Annotated in this window: 12 protein-coding genes; 3 read left to right on the top strand and 9 right to left on the bottom strand. The window is 72.5% G+C overall.

Going from position 1 to position 14,091, the window contains the following annotated elements:
* Positions 1-121: 121 nt before the first annotated feature.
* The 3 genes from ACFWZ2_RS16970 to ACFWZ2_RS16960 are packed head-to-tail and all read right to left on the bottom strand — an operon-like array spanning position 122 to position 4,919.
* A complete protein-coding gene (locus ACFWZ2_RS16970) occupies positions 122-970 on the bottom strand; it encodes a hypothetical protein (protein ID WP_384546291.1) in 849 nt (282 codons plus the stop codon).
* Entirely contained in the window at positions 943-3,900 is a 2,958-nt protein-coding gene (locus ACFWZ2_RS16965) for a BTAD domain-containing putative transcriptional regulator (protein ID WP_384546290.1), read from the bottom strand. The genes ACFWZ2_RS16970 and ACFWZ2_RS16965 overlap by 28 nt, the downstream gene beginning before the upstream one ends.
* A complete protein-coding gene (locus ACFWZ2_RS16960) occupies positions 3,900-4,919 on the bottom strand; it encodes a DMT family transporter (protein ID WP_384546289.1) in 1,020 nt (339 codons plus the stop codon). Before ACFWZ2_RS16960 ends, ACFWZ2_RS16965 begins: the two co-directional genes overlap by 1 nt.
* Before the next feature lie 133 nt (positions 4,920-5,052).
* On the opposite strand from ACFWZ2_RS16960, the gene ACFWZ2_RS16955 reads away from it, so the two are divergent.
* A complete protein-coding gene (locus tag ACFWZ2_RS16955; RefSeq protein ID WP_384546287.1) occupies positions 5,053-5,628 on the top strand; it encodes a CGNR zinc finger domain-containing protein in 576 nt (191 codons plus the stop codon).
* Positions 5,629-5,765: 137 nt separating this feature from the next.
* Here the strand turns inward: ACFWZ2_RS16955 and ACFWZ2_RS16950 are convergent, their stop codons facing one another.
* The 6 genes from ACFWZ2_RS16950 to ACFWZ2_RS16925 all read right to left on the bottom strand — a co-directional run bounded on the left by ACFWZ2_RS16950 (position 5,766) and on the right by ACFWZ2_RS16925 (position 12,396).
* Positions 5,766-6,290 carry a YbaK/EbsC family protein gene (locus tag ACFWZ2_RS16950; protein ID WP_384546285.1) on the bottom strand — a complete coding sequence of 175 codons (525 nt, stop codon included), beginning with the start codon at positions 6,288-6,290 and terminating at the stop codon, positions 5,766-5,768.
* A 9-nt stretch (positions 6,291-6,299) separates the two neighbouring features.
* Positions 6,300-7,538, bottom strand: a complete 1,239-nt coding sequence (locus tag ACFWZ2_RS16945) for an MFS transporter (RefSeq protein WP_384546283.1) — start codon at positions 7,536-7,538, stop codon at positions 6,300-6,302.
* Entirely contained in the window at positions 7,535-8,410 is an 876-nt protein-coding gene (locus tag ACFWZ2_RS16940; RefSeq protein ID WP_384546281.1) for a RimK family alpha-L-glutamate ligase, read from the bottom strand. The genes ACFWZ2_RS16945 and ACFWZ2_RS16940 overlap by 4 nt, the downstream gene beginning before the upstream one ends.
* 132 nt (positions 8,411-8,542) lie before the next feature.
* Positions 8,543-9,895, bottom strand: coding sequence for a peptide ligase PGM1-related protein (locus ACFWZ2_RS16935; protein WP_384546279.1), 1,353 nt, complete (start codon positions 9,893-9,895; stop codon positions 8,543-8,545).
* Between the two features lie 35 nt (positions 9,896-9,930).
* Positions 9,931-10,989, bottom strand: coding sequence for an amino acid--tRNA ligase-related protein (locus ACFWZ2_RS16930; RefSeq protein ID WP_384546278.1), 1,059 nt, complete (start codon positions 10,987-10,989; stop codon positions 9,931-9,933).
* A gap of 42 nt (positions 10,990-11,031) precedes the next feature.
* The gene (locus tag ACFWZ2_RS16925; protein ID WP_384546277.1) at positions 11,032-12,396 is read right to left on the bottom strand and encodes an FAD-binding oxidoreductase; all 1,365 of its coding nucleotides are present in this window, start codon (positions 12,394-12,396) and stop codon (positions 11,032-11,034) included.
* Positions 12,397-12,694: 298 nt separating this feature from the next.
* Here ACFWZ2_RS16925 and ACFWZ2_RS16920 point away from each other — a divergent pair, with 298 nt between their 5' ends.
* Complete coding sequence (locus ACFWZ2_RS16920) at positions 12,695-13,363, top strand: potassium channel family protein (protein WP_384546275.1); 669 nt, start codon at positions 12,695-12,697, stop codon at positions 13,361-13,363.
* Entirely contained in the window at positions 13,363-14,040 is a 678-nt protein-coding gene (locus ACFWZ2_RS16915; protein WP_384546273.1) for a potassium channel family protein, read from the top strand. Before ACFWZ2_RS16920 ends, ACFWZ2_RS16915 begins: the two co-directional genes overlap by 1 nt.
* The last annotated feature ends 51 nt before the right edge of the window (positions 14,041-14,091 follow it).

Genomic DNA, 14,091 nt, shown 5'->3' with positions numbered 1-14,091 from the left:
CTTGTGGTGGGTGAAGCAGAAATCGGATGCGGCAGAAACGCGCCGCATCCGATTCCAGGAGGGAGGACTATCCGTGGGCTATCGGCCCGCGATGGGGGCGGCCCCGCGCCCCGTGCCGCCGCTATCGCCCGCAGCGTTTGCCCAGGCCACGCACGTGCGCCGAGCGGCACAACCGGGTGACGAACCACTGCTGGTGCAGGCCCGCCCCATAGAGGTCGACGAGGACCGTGTCGTCGCGGTGGCGCCGAAGGACCGCACCGACGCCGAGCAACTGGCCGAGCCTGGCGGGCGGTTCGGCCATCCGTGCCGCACGCCGGCCCGGTGCGAGCGGCAGCAGCCGGGGATCGTCGACGACGAGATGGGCCACCTCCTTGTGGAGTTCGTCCGTGACGTCCTGCGGCGTCGCGTTGACCAGGACCGTGCCGCGGGCCAGCCACTCCCCCGCCACACAGGTGGCGTTCGAGGCGAGCACCACCAGATCGGCGCCGATCAGCGCGTCCTTGGCGCTGCGCATCAGGGCGAGCGCCACCTCGTCGTCACCGCCGCAGACGGTGCGCGGCGGCCGCGGCCCGTCGCCAGGGCCCGCCACCGCGTCGTCGTACAGCGCCACATGGCTCAGGCCCGGCAGCGCGCGGGAGAGCAGGACGAGCGAGGCCCTGTCCATGGCGTCGGCGCCGATCACCCCCGCCGTGATCACCCCGGGGGCGACGAACGCGTGGGCCGCCGCGGCGCACAGGCAGGCCCGCCACAGCCTGACGGCGGTCGATGCGGGAAGACGCCACTCCTGCCGCGTCACGCGGTCGAACAGGAGCAGCTCGTCCGCCGCTTCGTCGAAGAACATCACCGATTCGTCCCCCGTGGCGCCCGACGGCATGGTCAGCGCCTCCCGTACGACATCGACCGCGTCGAGGTCCCGTACGGCGCTCTCCGCTTCGCCGGTCGTCAGACGTAATCGTGGGAAGGGGGACATGACCGCTCTCCTGCCTGCGAGGGTGCAACCAGTGACTGCCGAACCTGCTCGACGAGTTCCCGGTCGCCGGTCTGCCTGGCCAGTTCCAGCGCCTGTGTCAGGGCGGTCCGCGCCGGGCGCGGCCTGCCCTGGCCGCGGCGCACCAGGCCGAGGCCGTGCAGGGCCCGCACCTCGTCGGCCCGGTCCCCGTTGGCCCGTGCGATGCGCAGCGCCCAGTGGAATCCGCGTTCGGCGGAGCCCAGCCTGCCGGTGCGCAGATGAAGTTGGCCGAAGAGCAGCCGGACGGGTGCCTCGGCCCTGCTGGACTCGGCGCGGCGGCAGGCGCCGAGCGCCTTGACCAACAGGCGCCGCGCGCGCGGGTAGTCGCCTTCGGCGAGCCGGGCCCTTGCCATGGCGCAGAGCAGTTGCGCCTGTCCGACGCGGTCGCCCGCGCGGCCGAGCGCGGTCAGGGCCGCCGCCCATTGCCGGTGGGCGGTGCCGTCGTGGCCGAGCCGTCGGCTGACGTCGCCGAGGGCGGTGAGGACGAGTCCGGCGCCGCGGTCGTCGTCGAGCGAGGTGAACAGGTCGAGTGCGGTGCCGAAGTGCACCGCGGCCTGGTGGAGCCGGCCCTGGGCGCTGTGCAGCGAGCCCATCGAGTAGTGGCTCGCGGCGCGCCCGCGCGGGCTCCCGTACTGCTCGGTGGCCCCGATCGCCGCGCTCGCGGTCTGCCGCCAGTCGGCGAAGTGCCCGCCCGCGGCGAAGAGGGTGGTCGAGGTGAGCGCCAAGTCCCAGCACATCTCGGGGAGCCGGTGGTCGGCCGCCTGCAGCACGGCGGCGGTCAGACAGCGCCGTTCGCTCTCCAGCCACGCCATCGGCCTGCGCAGCAGCCGGTCGGTGAACGCCTTGGGCAGCCGCCAGCGGGGCGCGTCGCCGTGCACGAGGAGGAAGTCGCCGCCGTACTCCTTGCGGTGCGCCTCCTCGGCGAGCGCGAGCCAGGTGCCGAGCGTCCTGCGCAGGGCCGCGCGGCGCTCCGGCTGCGGTTCCTCCTGGCGCAGCCGTTCGCGGGCGAAGGCGCGCACCAGGTCGGGGAAGCGGTAACGGCTGCCCTGGCCGCGGGCGCCGCTGCCCGCCTCGATGAGCCGGGCGTCCACCAGGACTTCGAGGAGGTCCTCCGCCTCCAGCAGGCTCCGGTCGCTCAGCGCCGCGGCGATCCAGCCGGAGAAGTCGGGCGCTTCGAGCAGGGCCAGCCTGCGGAAGAGGCTCTTGGCGGCCGGGGCGAGTGCTTCGTAGGACTCCTGGAGGCAGCCCCTGAGCTGGAGTTCGCCGTGGACGAGCTCGCCGAGCAGCTGGTCCTCGTCGCCGAGCCGCTCCACGAGCCGCCCGACGGGCCAGTGCGCGCGGGCCGCGAGCCGGGCGCCCGCGATCCGCAGGGCCAGCGGAAGGCCGCCGCAGCGGCGGGCCAGCGCGCCGAGCGCCGCGGGGTCGGCGGCGGCGCGGTCCGCGCCGAGCACCCGGGTGAGGAACTCCTCGGACTCCTTGCGGCCCAGTACGCAGAGGTCGAGCTGATGGGCGCCGGGCAGTCCGGTGAACCGGGAGCGGCTGGTCGCGATGACGGCGCACCGGCCGCTGCCCGGGGACAGCGCCATCACCTGCTGCTCGCTGACCGCGTTGTCGATCACGACGAGGACGCGGGCGGCGGCGAGCCTGCTGCGGTACAGCTCGGTGCGTTCCCGCGCGTCGTCGGGGATGACGTGCGCGGCCACGCCGAGGGCGCGCAGGAAGCCGCCCATCACTTCGTGGGCGCTGCGCGCGGGGTCGCGGAATCCGCCGAGGTCCGCGTAGAGCTGGCCGTCCTGGAACGCCTCGGAGACCTCGTGCGCGGCCCGCACCGCGAGGGTGGACTTGCCCGCGCCCGCCTGGCCGCTGATGGCCATGACGCGCGGCGCGGGAGCGCCCGTGGCGTCGCCCTGGTCGGGCAGGAGTGCGCAGCGGATCCGGGCGAGTTCGCGGGCGCGGCCCACGAAGTCGTGGATTCCCGCGGGCAGTTGGCGGGGCATGGTGACGATCTCGACGGGCCCGGGGGCGCGTTCCCCGGCGTGCTCGGCCTCCTGCGCCGCGAGGTCGAGGCGGGCGTGCCGGGCGAGGATGTCGTGGTGCAGGCGGCGCAGTTCCTCGCCGGGTTCGATGCCGAGTTCCGCGGCGAACGTGGCGCGCACCTTCTGATACGTCTCCAGTGCCTCGGCCTGCCGTCCCGAGCGGTACAGGGCGAGCATGAGCTGGGCCTGCGGGGTCTCCCTGAACGGCTCGGCGGCGGTCAGCGCATGGAGTTCGCCGATGATCTCGTGGTGCCTGCCGAGCCGCAGGTCGAGCCGGATGCGCTCCTCCGTGGCGGCCATCCTCGCCTCGTCGAGCTTGGTGGCGCCGGCCTGCACGATGCGGCTGGGGATGCCGGAGAGCGCGGGGCCGCGCCACAGCGTCAGGGCTTCGCGCAGGCTTTCGGCGGCCGCGGCGGTGTGGCCGTTGCTCGCGGCCGTACGTCCTTGGGTGACGAGGCTGTCGAACCAGTGGGCGTCGATGTTGTCCTGGGGCAGCGCGAGCAGATAGCCGGGCGAGCGGGTCACGATCACCGGTGACTCGTCGACGGCGAGGATGCGGCGCAGCGCGGAGATGCAGATGTGGATCTGGGAGCGGGCGGTGGACGGCGGGGCGTCGTCCCAGACCGCTCTGATGAGGCGGTCGAGGGGGATGACGCGGCCGGCCTCCAGGGCGAGGGCCGCGAGGACCGTCTGCTGGCGTGAGCCGCCGAGGAGCATCGGCTCGCCGCCGAGGGACGCCTCCATCGGGCCGAGCAGGCGCATCTGCACGGCGGGCCGGGGCCGGGGGCCTTCCTCCGGCGCCACGGGGCCGGCCGGTGCGATGACGGTGCGCGCACCGCAGGTCGAGGTGCCCATCACGCCCCCGACCGCAGTAAGTCGGAGTGGGCCGCACGCTCCGCGTGGCCTTCGGGGCCCGCGGCGGCCGGTCGTCGGCGTGGCGGGGCGGGTGGCGCGGGCGGCGGAGCCGCGATGCGACTGCTCTGCAGGCAGACCACGGCGACGAGCAGGACGAGCCCGCCGGCGATCTGCACCGGGGTGACGGCCTGCCCGAGCCAGACCCAGGCGAGGACCGCGCCGAACAGCGGCTCCAGGGAGATGTTCACGGCGCCCGCCTGCGGTCCGACCCGGGCGGCCGCCCACGCGTACAGCAGGAAGGGCACGAACGTACCGAAGACGCCGACCGCGACGGCCCCGGCGAGCAGCGCGAGGTCGTCGAACAACGCCGGTGCGCCGTGCGGGAGTTGGAAGACGAGCCAGGCGACGGCGGCGACCGTGAAGCCGCCGGTGTTGGCGACGAGCGCGCCGCCGGAGCCCGCGGCCCGCGCGCCGAGCACGGAGAAGGCGGCGACGCCCGCGCCCGCGAGGAGTCCGAGGAGGATGCCGGCCGCGTCGATGTCGCGCAGCGGCGTGGTGGGCAGCTCCACGACGAGGGCGACGCTGAGGAGCGCGACGACCAGGCCGACGACCACGCGGAGACTGGGTAGCGTGCGGGTCACCAGGAGCACCCATCCCACGACGAAGGCGGGAGCGAGGTTCTGCAGCACCAGCGCCACGGCCACCGGCAGCTTGTCGATGGCCAGGAACAGCGCGGCGTTCGACACCGCGACGGCGATGCCGAAGCCGAGCACCGCACGCCGGTCGACGGGCTCCGTGCGCCGTGCCGGGCGCCTTCGACGGCGTCGTACGGCGTAGAGGGCGCCGAACCCGACGAGGGCCACCCAGGTGCGGACCTCCACGACTTCCAGCGGGTCGGCGCCGTGCGCGAACAGCTGGCCCGCCGTGGTGCCGCCGAGGCCCCACAGCGCCGCCGCGAGCACCATCGCTGCCGTACCGGAATGGCGGGTCCATGACGAGGCACCTATCCGATGTGTCACGGAACCCCTGCTCCGCTCGGCACCCATGTCCGTCTCTCCCTCTGTGTGGGGGCGGCGGGCCCGCTGGTTGCCCAGCGCACCACCACGAAGTAACCTACAAAAGGTTTTACCGGTTAGTCAATGGAGGGCAGGCATGAAGCGACAGGACGCTCCGGGCGCACTGGAGCTGGTCAGGGAGTTCATCAACACCCGCGACCTGGAGACCCGCAGCGACGGCCTCGACTCCCCCGACGACCTGCGGTCCTGGCTCACCGGACGCGAGCTCATCGGCGCCGGGACCACCGTCGACGACGCCGCCTGGCAGACCGCGCTCGAGGTCCGCGAGGCCCTGCGCGCACTGGCCGCGACCCACTCCGGGCGCCCCATGGACCCGGCGGCCGCACGCACCCTCGACACGCTCGCCGCGGACACCGTGATCCGGCTGCGGTTCCGCGACGACGGCACCTCCTACGTCGGCCCCGAGGAGCGGACCGGGGTACGCACCGCGCTCGGCCGCATCCTCGCCCTGGTGGACGCGGCCGCCCGCGAGGGCACCTGGCCGCGCCTGAAGGTCTGCCCGGCCGAGGACTGCCTGTGGGTCTTCTACGACCACTCGAAGAACCGCTCGGGCACGTGGTGCCAGATGGCGGAGTGCGGGAACCGCGCCAAGGGCCGGGCGTTCCGCGCCCGCACGCGGACCCCGAGCGGCGCGGAGCCGTCGGGGTCCTGAACCTGCGCGTGCGCCCGCCCGGGGCCTGTCCCTAGGGCCTGTCCGGTGCGGTTCGGGTGCGCCCCGAAGGGGCGCGGGGAACTGCGCGACCAGCCACGACGCACCCGCAGATGTGGACCGTACTTCCCGCGGAGCGCTTAGCGCGCTATCGGCGCCACCAGCGGATCGCTGAGCGCACGGAAGTGCTCCGTGTCGAGGGCGATCGACTGGTCGAGCCGTGCCGCGTTGAAGTAGATCTCGTCGTGGACCAGCAGTCCCGGATCGACGACCAGGTGCAGCCCGGCGTCGAAGGAGAACGGGATGATGCAGCCGCTGACGCAGCCCGTGATCCGCTCCGCGAGCGACTGGTCGGCCAGTGAGGCGTCCGCCCCGCCGAACAGCCGCCGCACCTTCTTGAAGTCGACCCGCCGGTCCCCCGGCACGACGGCGAGCACCGTCACCCGCGCGTCCGTGGCCTTCTTGCGCACCTGCACCACCATGCACTTGGCCGCCTTCGCCGGTTCGTGACCGCGCAGGTCGCTGGCGCGCAGGGTGTGCCCCTCCGCCTCGTGGTCGATGACCCGGTAGTCCACGAAGGACCCGTCGAGCACGGACATCAGCCGCCGGTGGGCCGGGCTCCGCCCGGCCTCCGGCAGCGTCGTCGTCCCTGTCATGTTCGGCATGTCGGCTCCTCAGATCTCACGGCGGGAGAAGGTCAGCGCGGCGACGGCGGCCGCGACGAGCCCCACGGCTCCGAAGAGCAGCCAGGGCGCATGGCTGAGCGGATCGGCGGCGAGCCTGCTGCCGACGTAGTTGCCGACGCTGCCGCCGAGCGCCCACGACCCGGCGTACACACCGAAGAAGCTGGCGCGCGTGGAACCGCCCGCGAACGAGGCGAGGATGAGCTGCGAGGAGAAGAGGATGACCGTCTCGCCGACGGAGTACACCGCCACGCAGGCGAGCAGCCACCACGGCGACTGGCTGAGCGTCACCGCGCCGAATCCGACGGCCACCAGGAGATAGCCGAGCGCGGGCATCATGCGCGCCCCGTAGCGGTCGTGGAGCCGCTTCACGAACAGGATGCTGGTGATGCCGACGACGCCGTTCGCCAGATAGAGGACGCTGATCCAGCTGGTGTCGGCCAGCGCGTCCGAGCGCAGCGGAACCGCGACTCCCAGCTGGGTGAAGAGGAACCACCAGGGCAGCATCAGCAGCCAGAAGCCGACGAACCAGCGGTGGCCGAGCACGTTCTTGAAGTGCCGCGGCACGCTCTGCGGCGCCTCATGGCGGCCCGCCCCGGCCGGCATCGTGATCCCGCGGACCACCAGGAGCAGCAGGACGAAGAGCACCCCGCTGGCCACGAACGGCGCCCGGGGCCCCACCGCGAGCAGCGCCGCGGCGAGGGCGGGCCCGCCGATCACCCCGGCGTTCAGGAGCGCGTTCTCCATGGCGAACGCGCGGGACCGCAGGGGTTCGGGCAGCGCGGCCAGCATCGCGCTGACCGGCGCCTCGTAGATGGCCCCCACTCCGGCGAGGAACGCGGAGGCGATGAGCTGCCCCGTGCCGTGGCCGAGCCCGAGGCCGAGGAAGCCCACGCCGCGCGAGAGCGCGCCGACCGCCATGACGATGCGCGGGTCGTAGCGGTCGGCGAGCGGCCCCGCGACGACGGGCGTCAGCCGGGCGGCGAGCAGGAAGACGGTCAGGGTGGTGCCGATCTGCACGGCCGACGCGTGGTCGACCGTGGTGAGCTTCACGGCGAGGAGCGGGAAGGCCACGTAGGTCGCGGCGTTCATGACGAAGAGGGTGGCGAGGCCGAGTTTCACGGCACGCGGCAGTTCGGCGACGGCCCGGAGGCGGCCCGGCCTGCGCCCGCCCCCCTCGGCCGCGGGTCCCGCCGTGTGCGGCGCGGGTGGTTCCTGCACGCTCGTCATACCGTCCGCTCCAGGAACCGGTGGACCGCATGGCAGATGCGCCGCTGCTCCTCCTCGTCGACGAAGTACCAGCCGGGGGTGTTGTTGATCTCGACGATCCGGTAGCCGTCCGGGCTCGGCAGGAAGTCGAGGGCGGCGATGGAGATGCCCATGAGGCGGGCCGCCCTGCGGGAGACGTCGAGCAGTTCGTCGGTGGGTTCGAAGGGCACGGACCGCGCGCCCTGCATGATGTTGGCCTTCCAGTGGTCGCCGCCGACCGGCACACGGCGGCAGTTGAGCACCGGCTCGTCGCCGACCAGCGTGATGCGTACGTCCCCGTCGGGATGCGGCAGATAGGGCTGGCCGACCAGGATCGGATACGCCGCGAACAGCCGGTCGATCACGGCCCGGTCGGCCTTGACGTCGAAGACCCGCTCCACGTCCGTGCCGCCGTATCCGAACGACGGCTTCAGGACCAGCGGGCCCCACTCCTCCAGGGCGTCGGTGACGTCCGCGAGCGAGCCGCAGGACCGGGTGGGCGCGACGGGCAGGCCCGCGGCGGCGAGCCGGTGCAGGCCCTGCAGCTTGCACTCGGTGGTGAGGTAGGTGACGGCCGGGTCGAGCACGGTGACGCCGGGGACCTCGCTCAGCAGCGAGTAGCGCTCGTGATCGGCCTGGAAGGTGGCGGGCCGCAGCTCGGCCCGGGACACGATGACGTCGAAGTGCCGGACGGGGATGCCGAGTGCGGTGGGCTCCGAACCGGTGGCGGTACGGGTCAGCGCGATGTCGTCGAGCGTGAACAGCACGACGTCGTGCCCGCGCTCCTTGCCCGCGTGCAACAGTCCGACCGACTCCGTCTCCTCCCGGTCCCAGCCGAGGATTCCAATGCGCATGACGCCTCCAGGCGACAAGTTGAGATGGGGGGCCGCGCCCCGTCAGGGGCGCGGGGCTGTGACATGTGCGGCTCCGCCGCGTGGGCGCGCTCAGCCACAACGAACCCGCGGCTGCCGCGCCCACGAGAACGGTCAGGCGCCCGCCACGCAGCGCAGGTGCGCCTCGACCTCCGCTTCAAGCCCTTCGGCCTGCTCCCGGTCGACGCCGATGGAGACAAGCTCGACGGTCCCGGTCGTCTGCGTGCTGTCCGTGGCCACGATGACCCCATGACCCCGCTCCGCGGAGAACAGCCGCCCGCTCGCCCGCAGATGCGCGAGCAACTCCCCCAGACTCCGCGCGGGCAGCGAATTGTGGGAGACGACGACGTGCGTGCGCAGATAGTCCTCGCCGAGCAGCCTGCGGGCGATGACGTCGATGTTCGTGGCGCCGCCCGCCCGGCCGTTGAACTCGGTGTAGAGCATCCGTCCCCGCTGGTCGAGGACGGCGTCGATGTTGATGAGCCCGTGATAGCCGATGCGCTGGGCGAGCAGCGCGATCTGCTGGCTGTCCGCGCACAGTTGGGCGTGGTCGGTGCCCGCCAGGTCCTGCGGCGGGAAGACGTAGCCCTTCCACACCGGCTCCATGCGCATGTCGCCGTAGTTGAGCAGTACGGGCGCGGTGCGCGGCGGCACGTACAGCTCCGAGGAGAGCGTCTTGGCGTACGGGTGGTAGACCTCCACCACGATGCGCGCGCCCGCGGTGTAGCGGGGCAGCACCGGCGGCTCGGCGAGGCCCACTTCTTCGAGCGCGGCGCGGATCCGCGCCCGGTCCGTCCCGGTGATCCGCAGCACCCGGTAGGCGCCGAGGCCGACGACGTCGGGGTCGGTGGTCACCAGGACGTTGCCGTCGCCGCCGGAGTTCTGGTCCTGCTTGACGATCACCGATCCGGTGCGCGGCATCAACTCCGTGACGGCGTCGACGAGTTCCGCGCCGGGGTCGGTGACACGGCCCTCCGGGACCGGCACTCCGGCGGCCAGCGCGAGCGCCCTGAACACGGACTTGGTGTTGACCAGCTCGACCATGTTCTGCGCGAACGGCTGCGCGTCGACGTGGTTCACGCCGAGCAGGGTCTCCCAGCGGGCGACGTCCCGGTCGTGCAGATAGCAGGTGACGGTCCACGCGTCGGCGCCGACGCCGCTCGCCGCGATCCGGTCGCGCAGTTCCTCGACGAGTTCGGGGTTGCTGTCCGGGTACCAGCTCGCGGAGGTGTAGTCGCGCAGGCTCAGTACGGTGAATTCCTCCGGCAACAGGCCGAGCGTCGCGGCGAGATAGCCGAGGAAGTCCTTGTTGACGTGACCGGGAATGACGGCGATGTCACCGCTCTCCAGTGACCACAGGAGCCGGTCGCCGATGACGTCGTAGAAGGGCCGTACGTCGACGGGTATGTCCTCGGGGCGCGCCACCATGGCGCGGCTGTTGGGGTTGGCGAAGAGGATTTTCGGCATGCCCTGAATTCCTTCCGTACGGGGGCGGGGCGCGCTCAGGGGCGGTCGACGCTCTCGGGCCACTTCTGCTCTTCGGCCACCCGCGAGATCAGCGGGATGTCACGGATGTCGTCGTGCTTGAGGACCCACATCAGGAACCGCTCGACGCCCATCCCGAACCCGGAGGTCTGCATGGGGAATTCGTCCTTCATGTTCACGTACCAGGCGTAGTCGCGCTCCGGCACGTCGTGCATGGCGAGCGCCTTGCGCACGTCGCCGCTGCCGGTGTGCCGCTCCCCGGAGCCGACGACCTCGCCCATGCCGAACAGCAGGTCGGCGTTGTTGGCGCTGCGCTGGCTGCTGTCGGAGAACGCCTGGTAGAAGGGGTTGGACAGGTGGTCGAAGTGGGTGACCCAGACGAATTCGCTGACCCGCTCCATGAGCAGCTGCTCGCCGCGCTTGGTGAGCGTGCGCCAGTCGCCCTCGTCGCGGATGGTGCCCTCGTCGTTCCTGAGCAGCCGCGCGGCCTCGTCGAAGGTGAGCCGCTCGAAGCCGCCGGAGTGGGTGGCCATCCGCTCCAGGTGCGCGACGTCCCCGGCCCGCTCGGCCAGGCGCGCCCCGTACTGGTCGAGCATGCTGCCCGCGAGGTGGCGCACATAGCCCTCGACGTACTCGATCAAGTCGTCGAGCCCGCCCGGGATTTCGGCCTCGCTGTGCACGTACTGGCCCAGGTGGGTCCGGTCGGGCTGCTCGCCGCGGAACGACGGCAGGACGTTGTAGCAGCCGCCGGGCGCGAGCCGGCAGCCGTACTCCAGGAGGAACTGCATGGAGTCGGGCAGATAGGTGTCCACTCCGGAGACCGTCACCGGCACCGGCTCGGAGTCGCTGCCGAGCCCCGTCGGGCAGGTGATGGTCCGCGTCGTCATCGGCAGGTACATCGCCCGCAGCCCCCGGGAGTGGGCGTACTCCACGGTGGCCCGCAGGACGAGGTCCTCCAGATCGGCGACGAGGCCGTACCAAGGGGAGCGCAGTGCCCGGATGAAGGCGTCCGGTTCCGCGCCCCAGGTGCGCGGCGGTGCGAAGTGCCCGGCGGTTTCCATGATGCTCTTCTGCATGGTCCTCACTCCTTCTGAATCATGAATTTCTGACGCGGGGATTCATTCGCTGGGGCGGATGTTCTGATTGCCCCGGAAGAGGTTCTGCGGGTCGTACTTCCTTTTCACCTCGGCCAGTTGCCGGTAGCGGCGGTCGCCGTAGGTGTCCATGGCGCGGGAATTCCCGGCGTCCTCCTGGTAATTGACGTACACGCCGTGGTGCCGCCAGGAATCGAGCCGCCCGATGGTGCGCCGCGACCACGCGGCGTTCGGGCCGTCGTCGGCCGCGTCGGTCCAGTGCGCGGACGCGGTGCAGATGTAGGGGGCGTCGCGGTTGGGGAACGCGGAGCCTTCGCCGCCCTCGGAGATGGCGCCGCGCAGGAACTCGAAGTCGATGGTGGAGAGCGGTGCGGGGATCTCCGTCGTGGCCGCGGCGAGTTCGTCGGCGGCGGCCGCGATCCCGGTGAGATAGCAGGACTTGGTGTAGTAGCGGTGCCCGTGCGGCTCCGAGGTGTCGCCGAGTGCCTGGAGCGCGGCGTACGAAAGGACCTCCTCGGTGGCGCCCGCGGGGGCGACGGCGCCGTGCAGCGGCTGCGTCGCGGCGGGCCCCCGCTCCGGGTCGCCGAACCAGGCGGTGGACAGATACAGCGCGGGCCGCCCGTCCAGCTCCGCGGGCACCCAGGCGTTCGCCGCCGCGCGCCGCAGCGTGCCGACCGCGTGCAGATCGGTGCCCTGCCCCTCCGCGAACTCCTGGTAGGCGGCGAGCACGGGACCCGCCTGGGCCACCGGGTACACCGCGCGCCGGAAGTACCCGGGGGCGACCGGCCGCAGCCGCAGCGTGAAGCGGGTGACCACGCCGAAGTTCCCGCCGCCGCCGCGCAGCGCCCCGAGCAGCTCGGGGTGGGTGTGCTCAGTGGCCTCGACGACGCTCCCGTCCGCCAGGACGACCTCGGCGGCGATCAGGTGGTCGCAGGTCAGCCCCCACTTCCGGGCGAGCCAGCCATAGCCGCCGCCCAGGGTCAGACCGCCGAGCCCGGTGTGCGAGACCACCCCGGCGGGGCAGGCGAGGCCGTACGGCGTGGTGGCCGCGTCCAGGTCGCCGAGGAGACAGCCGCCGCCCGCCGTGGCGAGCCCCGCGGTGGCGTCGACCGTCACCTCCCGCATCGGCGACAGATCGATCAGGAGCGCCCCGTCGGCGACCGCGGTGCCCGCGACGTTGTGCCCGCCGCCGCGCACCGAGACGGGCAGCCCCTCGGCCACCGCGTACCGCAGGGCGGCACCGACGTCCCCGGCCGCCCGGCAGCGTGCGATCAGCGCGGGCCGCCGGTCGACCGTGCCGTTCCACACCCGGCGCGCCGTGTCGTACTCCGGGTCGCCGGGTCCGAGCACGACCCCGGTGAAATCTCCGCCAAGCCTGTTCGCCACCATGCCCGCCGTCCTCGTCCGACCCTCGGCGCGTCGCCGCCCTGTCCCGATCCATTGCAGGGACGCGGGCTATCGGGCGCCTATCAGCCCGCGATCGGGCGGACGGCGGCGGGGGACCCGTCCCCCGCCGGGCCCTTTCGCGGCTACGCGGGTGAGTGCAAGGGCCCGGTTGCGGCTTAAGCTCGTCTCTTGGCAACGCCGCACGCTGTTGCCCCGTTGTTGCCAGCAGACTGAGAGAGAAGAGTGAGCACGATGTTTTCGCAGGTCAGCGGGATGACCAGGAGTGCGGGGTAAAGGACAGGTGCACATCGTCATCATGGGCTGCGGGAGAGTCGGGTCCGCTCTCGCGCAGAACCTTGAACAACAGGGGCACACGGTCGCCGTGGTCGACCAGGACCCCACGGCCTTCCGCCGCCTCGGCTCCGGCTTCGGCGGCCGCCGCGTCACCGGTGTCGGCTTCGACCAGGACACCCTGCGCGAGGCGGGCATCGAGGAGGCGGGCGCCTTCGCCGCCGTCTCCAGCGGCGACAACTCGAACATCATCGCCGCGCGGGTGGCGCGCGAGATGTTCGGCATCGAGAACGTCGCGGCCCGCATCTACGACCCGCGCCGCGCCGAGGTCTACCAGCGCCTCGGCATCCCGACGGTCGCCACGGTCCGCTGGACCGCCGACCAGATGCTGCGCCGGCTGCTCCCGTCCGGCGCCGAACCGCTGTGGCGGGACCCCACCGGTGGGGTGCAGCTCGCCGAGGTGCATGCCTCGCAGTCCTGGATCGGGCACAAGATCAGCCGCCTCCAGGAGGAGACCGGCGTACGCGTCGCCTTCCTCACCCGGCTGGGCGAGGCGGTCCTGCCCACCTCCCAGACGGTGCTGCAGGAAGGCGATCTGGTGCACGTGATGATGCGCACCGGCGACGTGGACAAGGTCGAGGCGGCGTTCGCCGAAGGCCCCGAGGAAGGCGGTCACTGATGAGGGTCGCCATTGCCGGAGCAGGCGCGGTGGGCCGTTCCATCGCCGGTGAGCTCCTGGAGAACGGCCACGAGGTCCTTCTCATCGACAAGGCGCCGACCGCCATCTCGGTCGAGCGCGTCCCGCAGGCCGAGTGGCTGCTCGCCGACGCCTGCGAGATCACCTCGCTCGACGAGGCGGCGCTGCAGCGCTGCAACGTCGTGATCGCCGCGACCGGCGACGACAAGGTCAACCTCGTCGTCTCGCTGCTCGCCAAGACCGAGTACGGCGTCCCGCGGGTGGTCGCCCGCGTGAACAACCCCAAGAACGAGTGGCTCTTCAACGAGTCCTGGGGCGTCGACGTCGCGGTCTCCACGCCGCGCCTGATGTCCGCGCTCGTCGAGGAGGCGGTGAGCGTCGGCGACCTGGTGCGCCTGCTCCGCTTCAGCCACGGCGACGCGAACCTCGTCGAGCTGACGCTGCCGCCCGAGTCGGCCCTCGCGGGCACGCAGGTCGGCGACGTCCAGTGGCCCGAGGACACGTCCCTGGTCACGATCATCCGCGGCACGCGCGTCCTCGCGCCGACCGCGGACGACTCCCTGGAGGCGGGCGACGAACTCCTCTTCGTCGCGGCCCAGGCCCGCGAGGAGCAGCTCGAGGACCTCCTCTCGGTACGCCGCGACGACGTGGCCCCGTAAGGGCCCCGTCAGGGGCGCGGGGAACTGCGCGCTCAGCGCACGAAAAGCCGC

Origin of the sequence: Streptomyces sp. NPDC059002, assembly GCF_042740435.1 — a bacterium.
In the GTDB taxonomy this organism is placed as follows: Bacteria; Actinomycetota; Actinomycetes; order Streptomycetales; family Streptomycetaceae; genus Streptomyces.
This window is presented reverse-complemented; position numbering and strand designations above follow the sequence as displayed.

Coding starts and splice junctions, on each gene's coding strand:
- ACFWZ2_RS16915 (WP_384546273.1), top strand. CDS start 13,363: ATGAGGGTCGCCATTGCCGGAGCAGGCGCGGTGGGCCGTTCCATCGCC.
- ACFWZ2_RS16965 (WP_384546290.1), bottom strand. CDS start 3,900: ATGGGCACCTCGACCTGCGGTGCGCGCACCGTCATCGCACCGGCCGGC.
- ACFWZ2_RS16945 (WP_384546283.1), bottom strand. CDS start 7,538: ATGACGAGCGTGCAGGAACCACCCGCGCCGCACACGGCGGGACCCGCG.
- ACFWZ2_RS16955 (WP_384546287.1), top strand. CDS start 5,053: ATGAAGCGACAGGACGCTCCGGGCGCACTGGAGCTGGTCAGGGAGTTC.
- ACFWZ2_RS16970 (WP_384546291.1), bottom strand. CDS start 970: ATGTCCCCCTTCCCACGATTACGTCTGACGACCGGCGAAGCGGAGAGC.
- ACFWZ2_RS16950 (WP_384546285.1), bottom strand. CDS start 6,290: ATGCCGAACATGACAGGGACGACGACGCTGCCGGAGGCCGGGCGGAGC.
- ACFWZ2_RS16930 (WP_384546278.1), bottom strand. CDS start 10,989: ATGCAGAAGAGCATCATGGAAACCGCCGGGCACTTCGCACCGCCGCGC.
- ACFWZ2_RS16925 (WP_384546277.1), bottom strand. CDS start 12,396: ATGGTGGCGAACAGGCTTGGCGGAGATTTCACCGGGGTCGTGCTCGGA.
- ACFWZ2_RS16940 (WP_384546281.1), bottom strand. CDS start 8,410: ATGCGCATTGGAATCCTCGGCTGGGACCGGGAGGAGACGGAGTCGGTC.
- ACFWZ2_RS16935 (WP_384546279.1), bottom strand. CDS start 9,895: ATGCCGAAAATCCTCTTCGCCAACCCCAACAGCCGCGCCATGGTGGCG.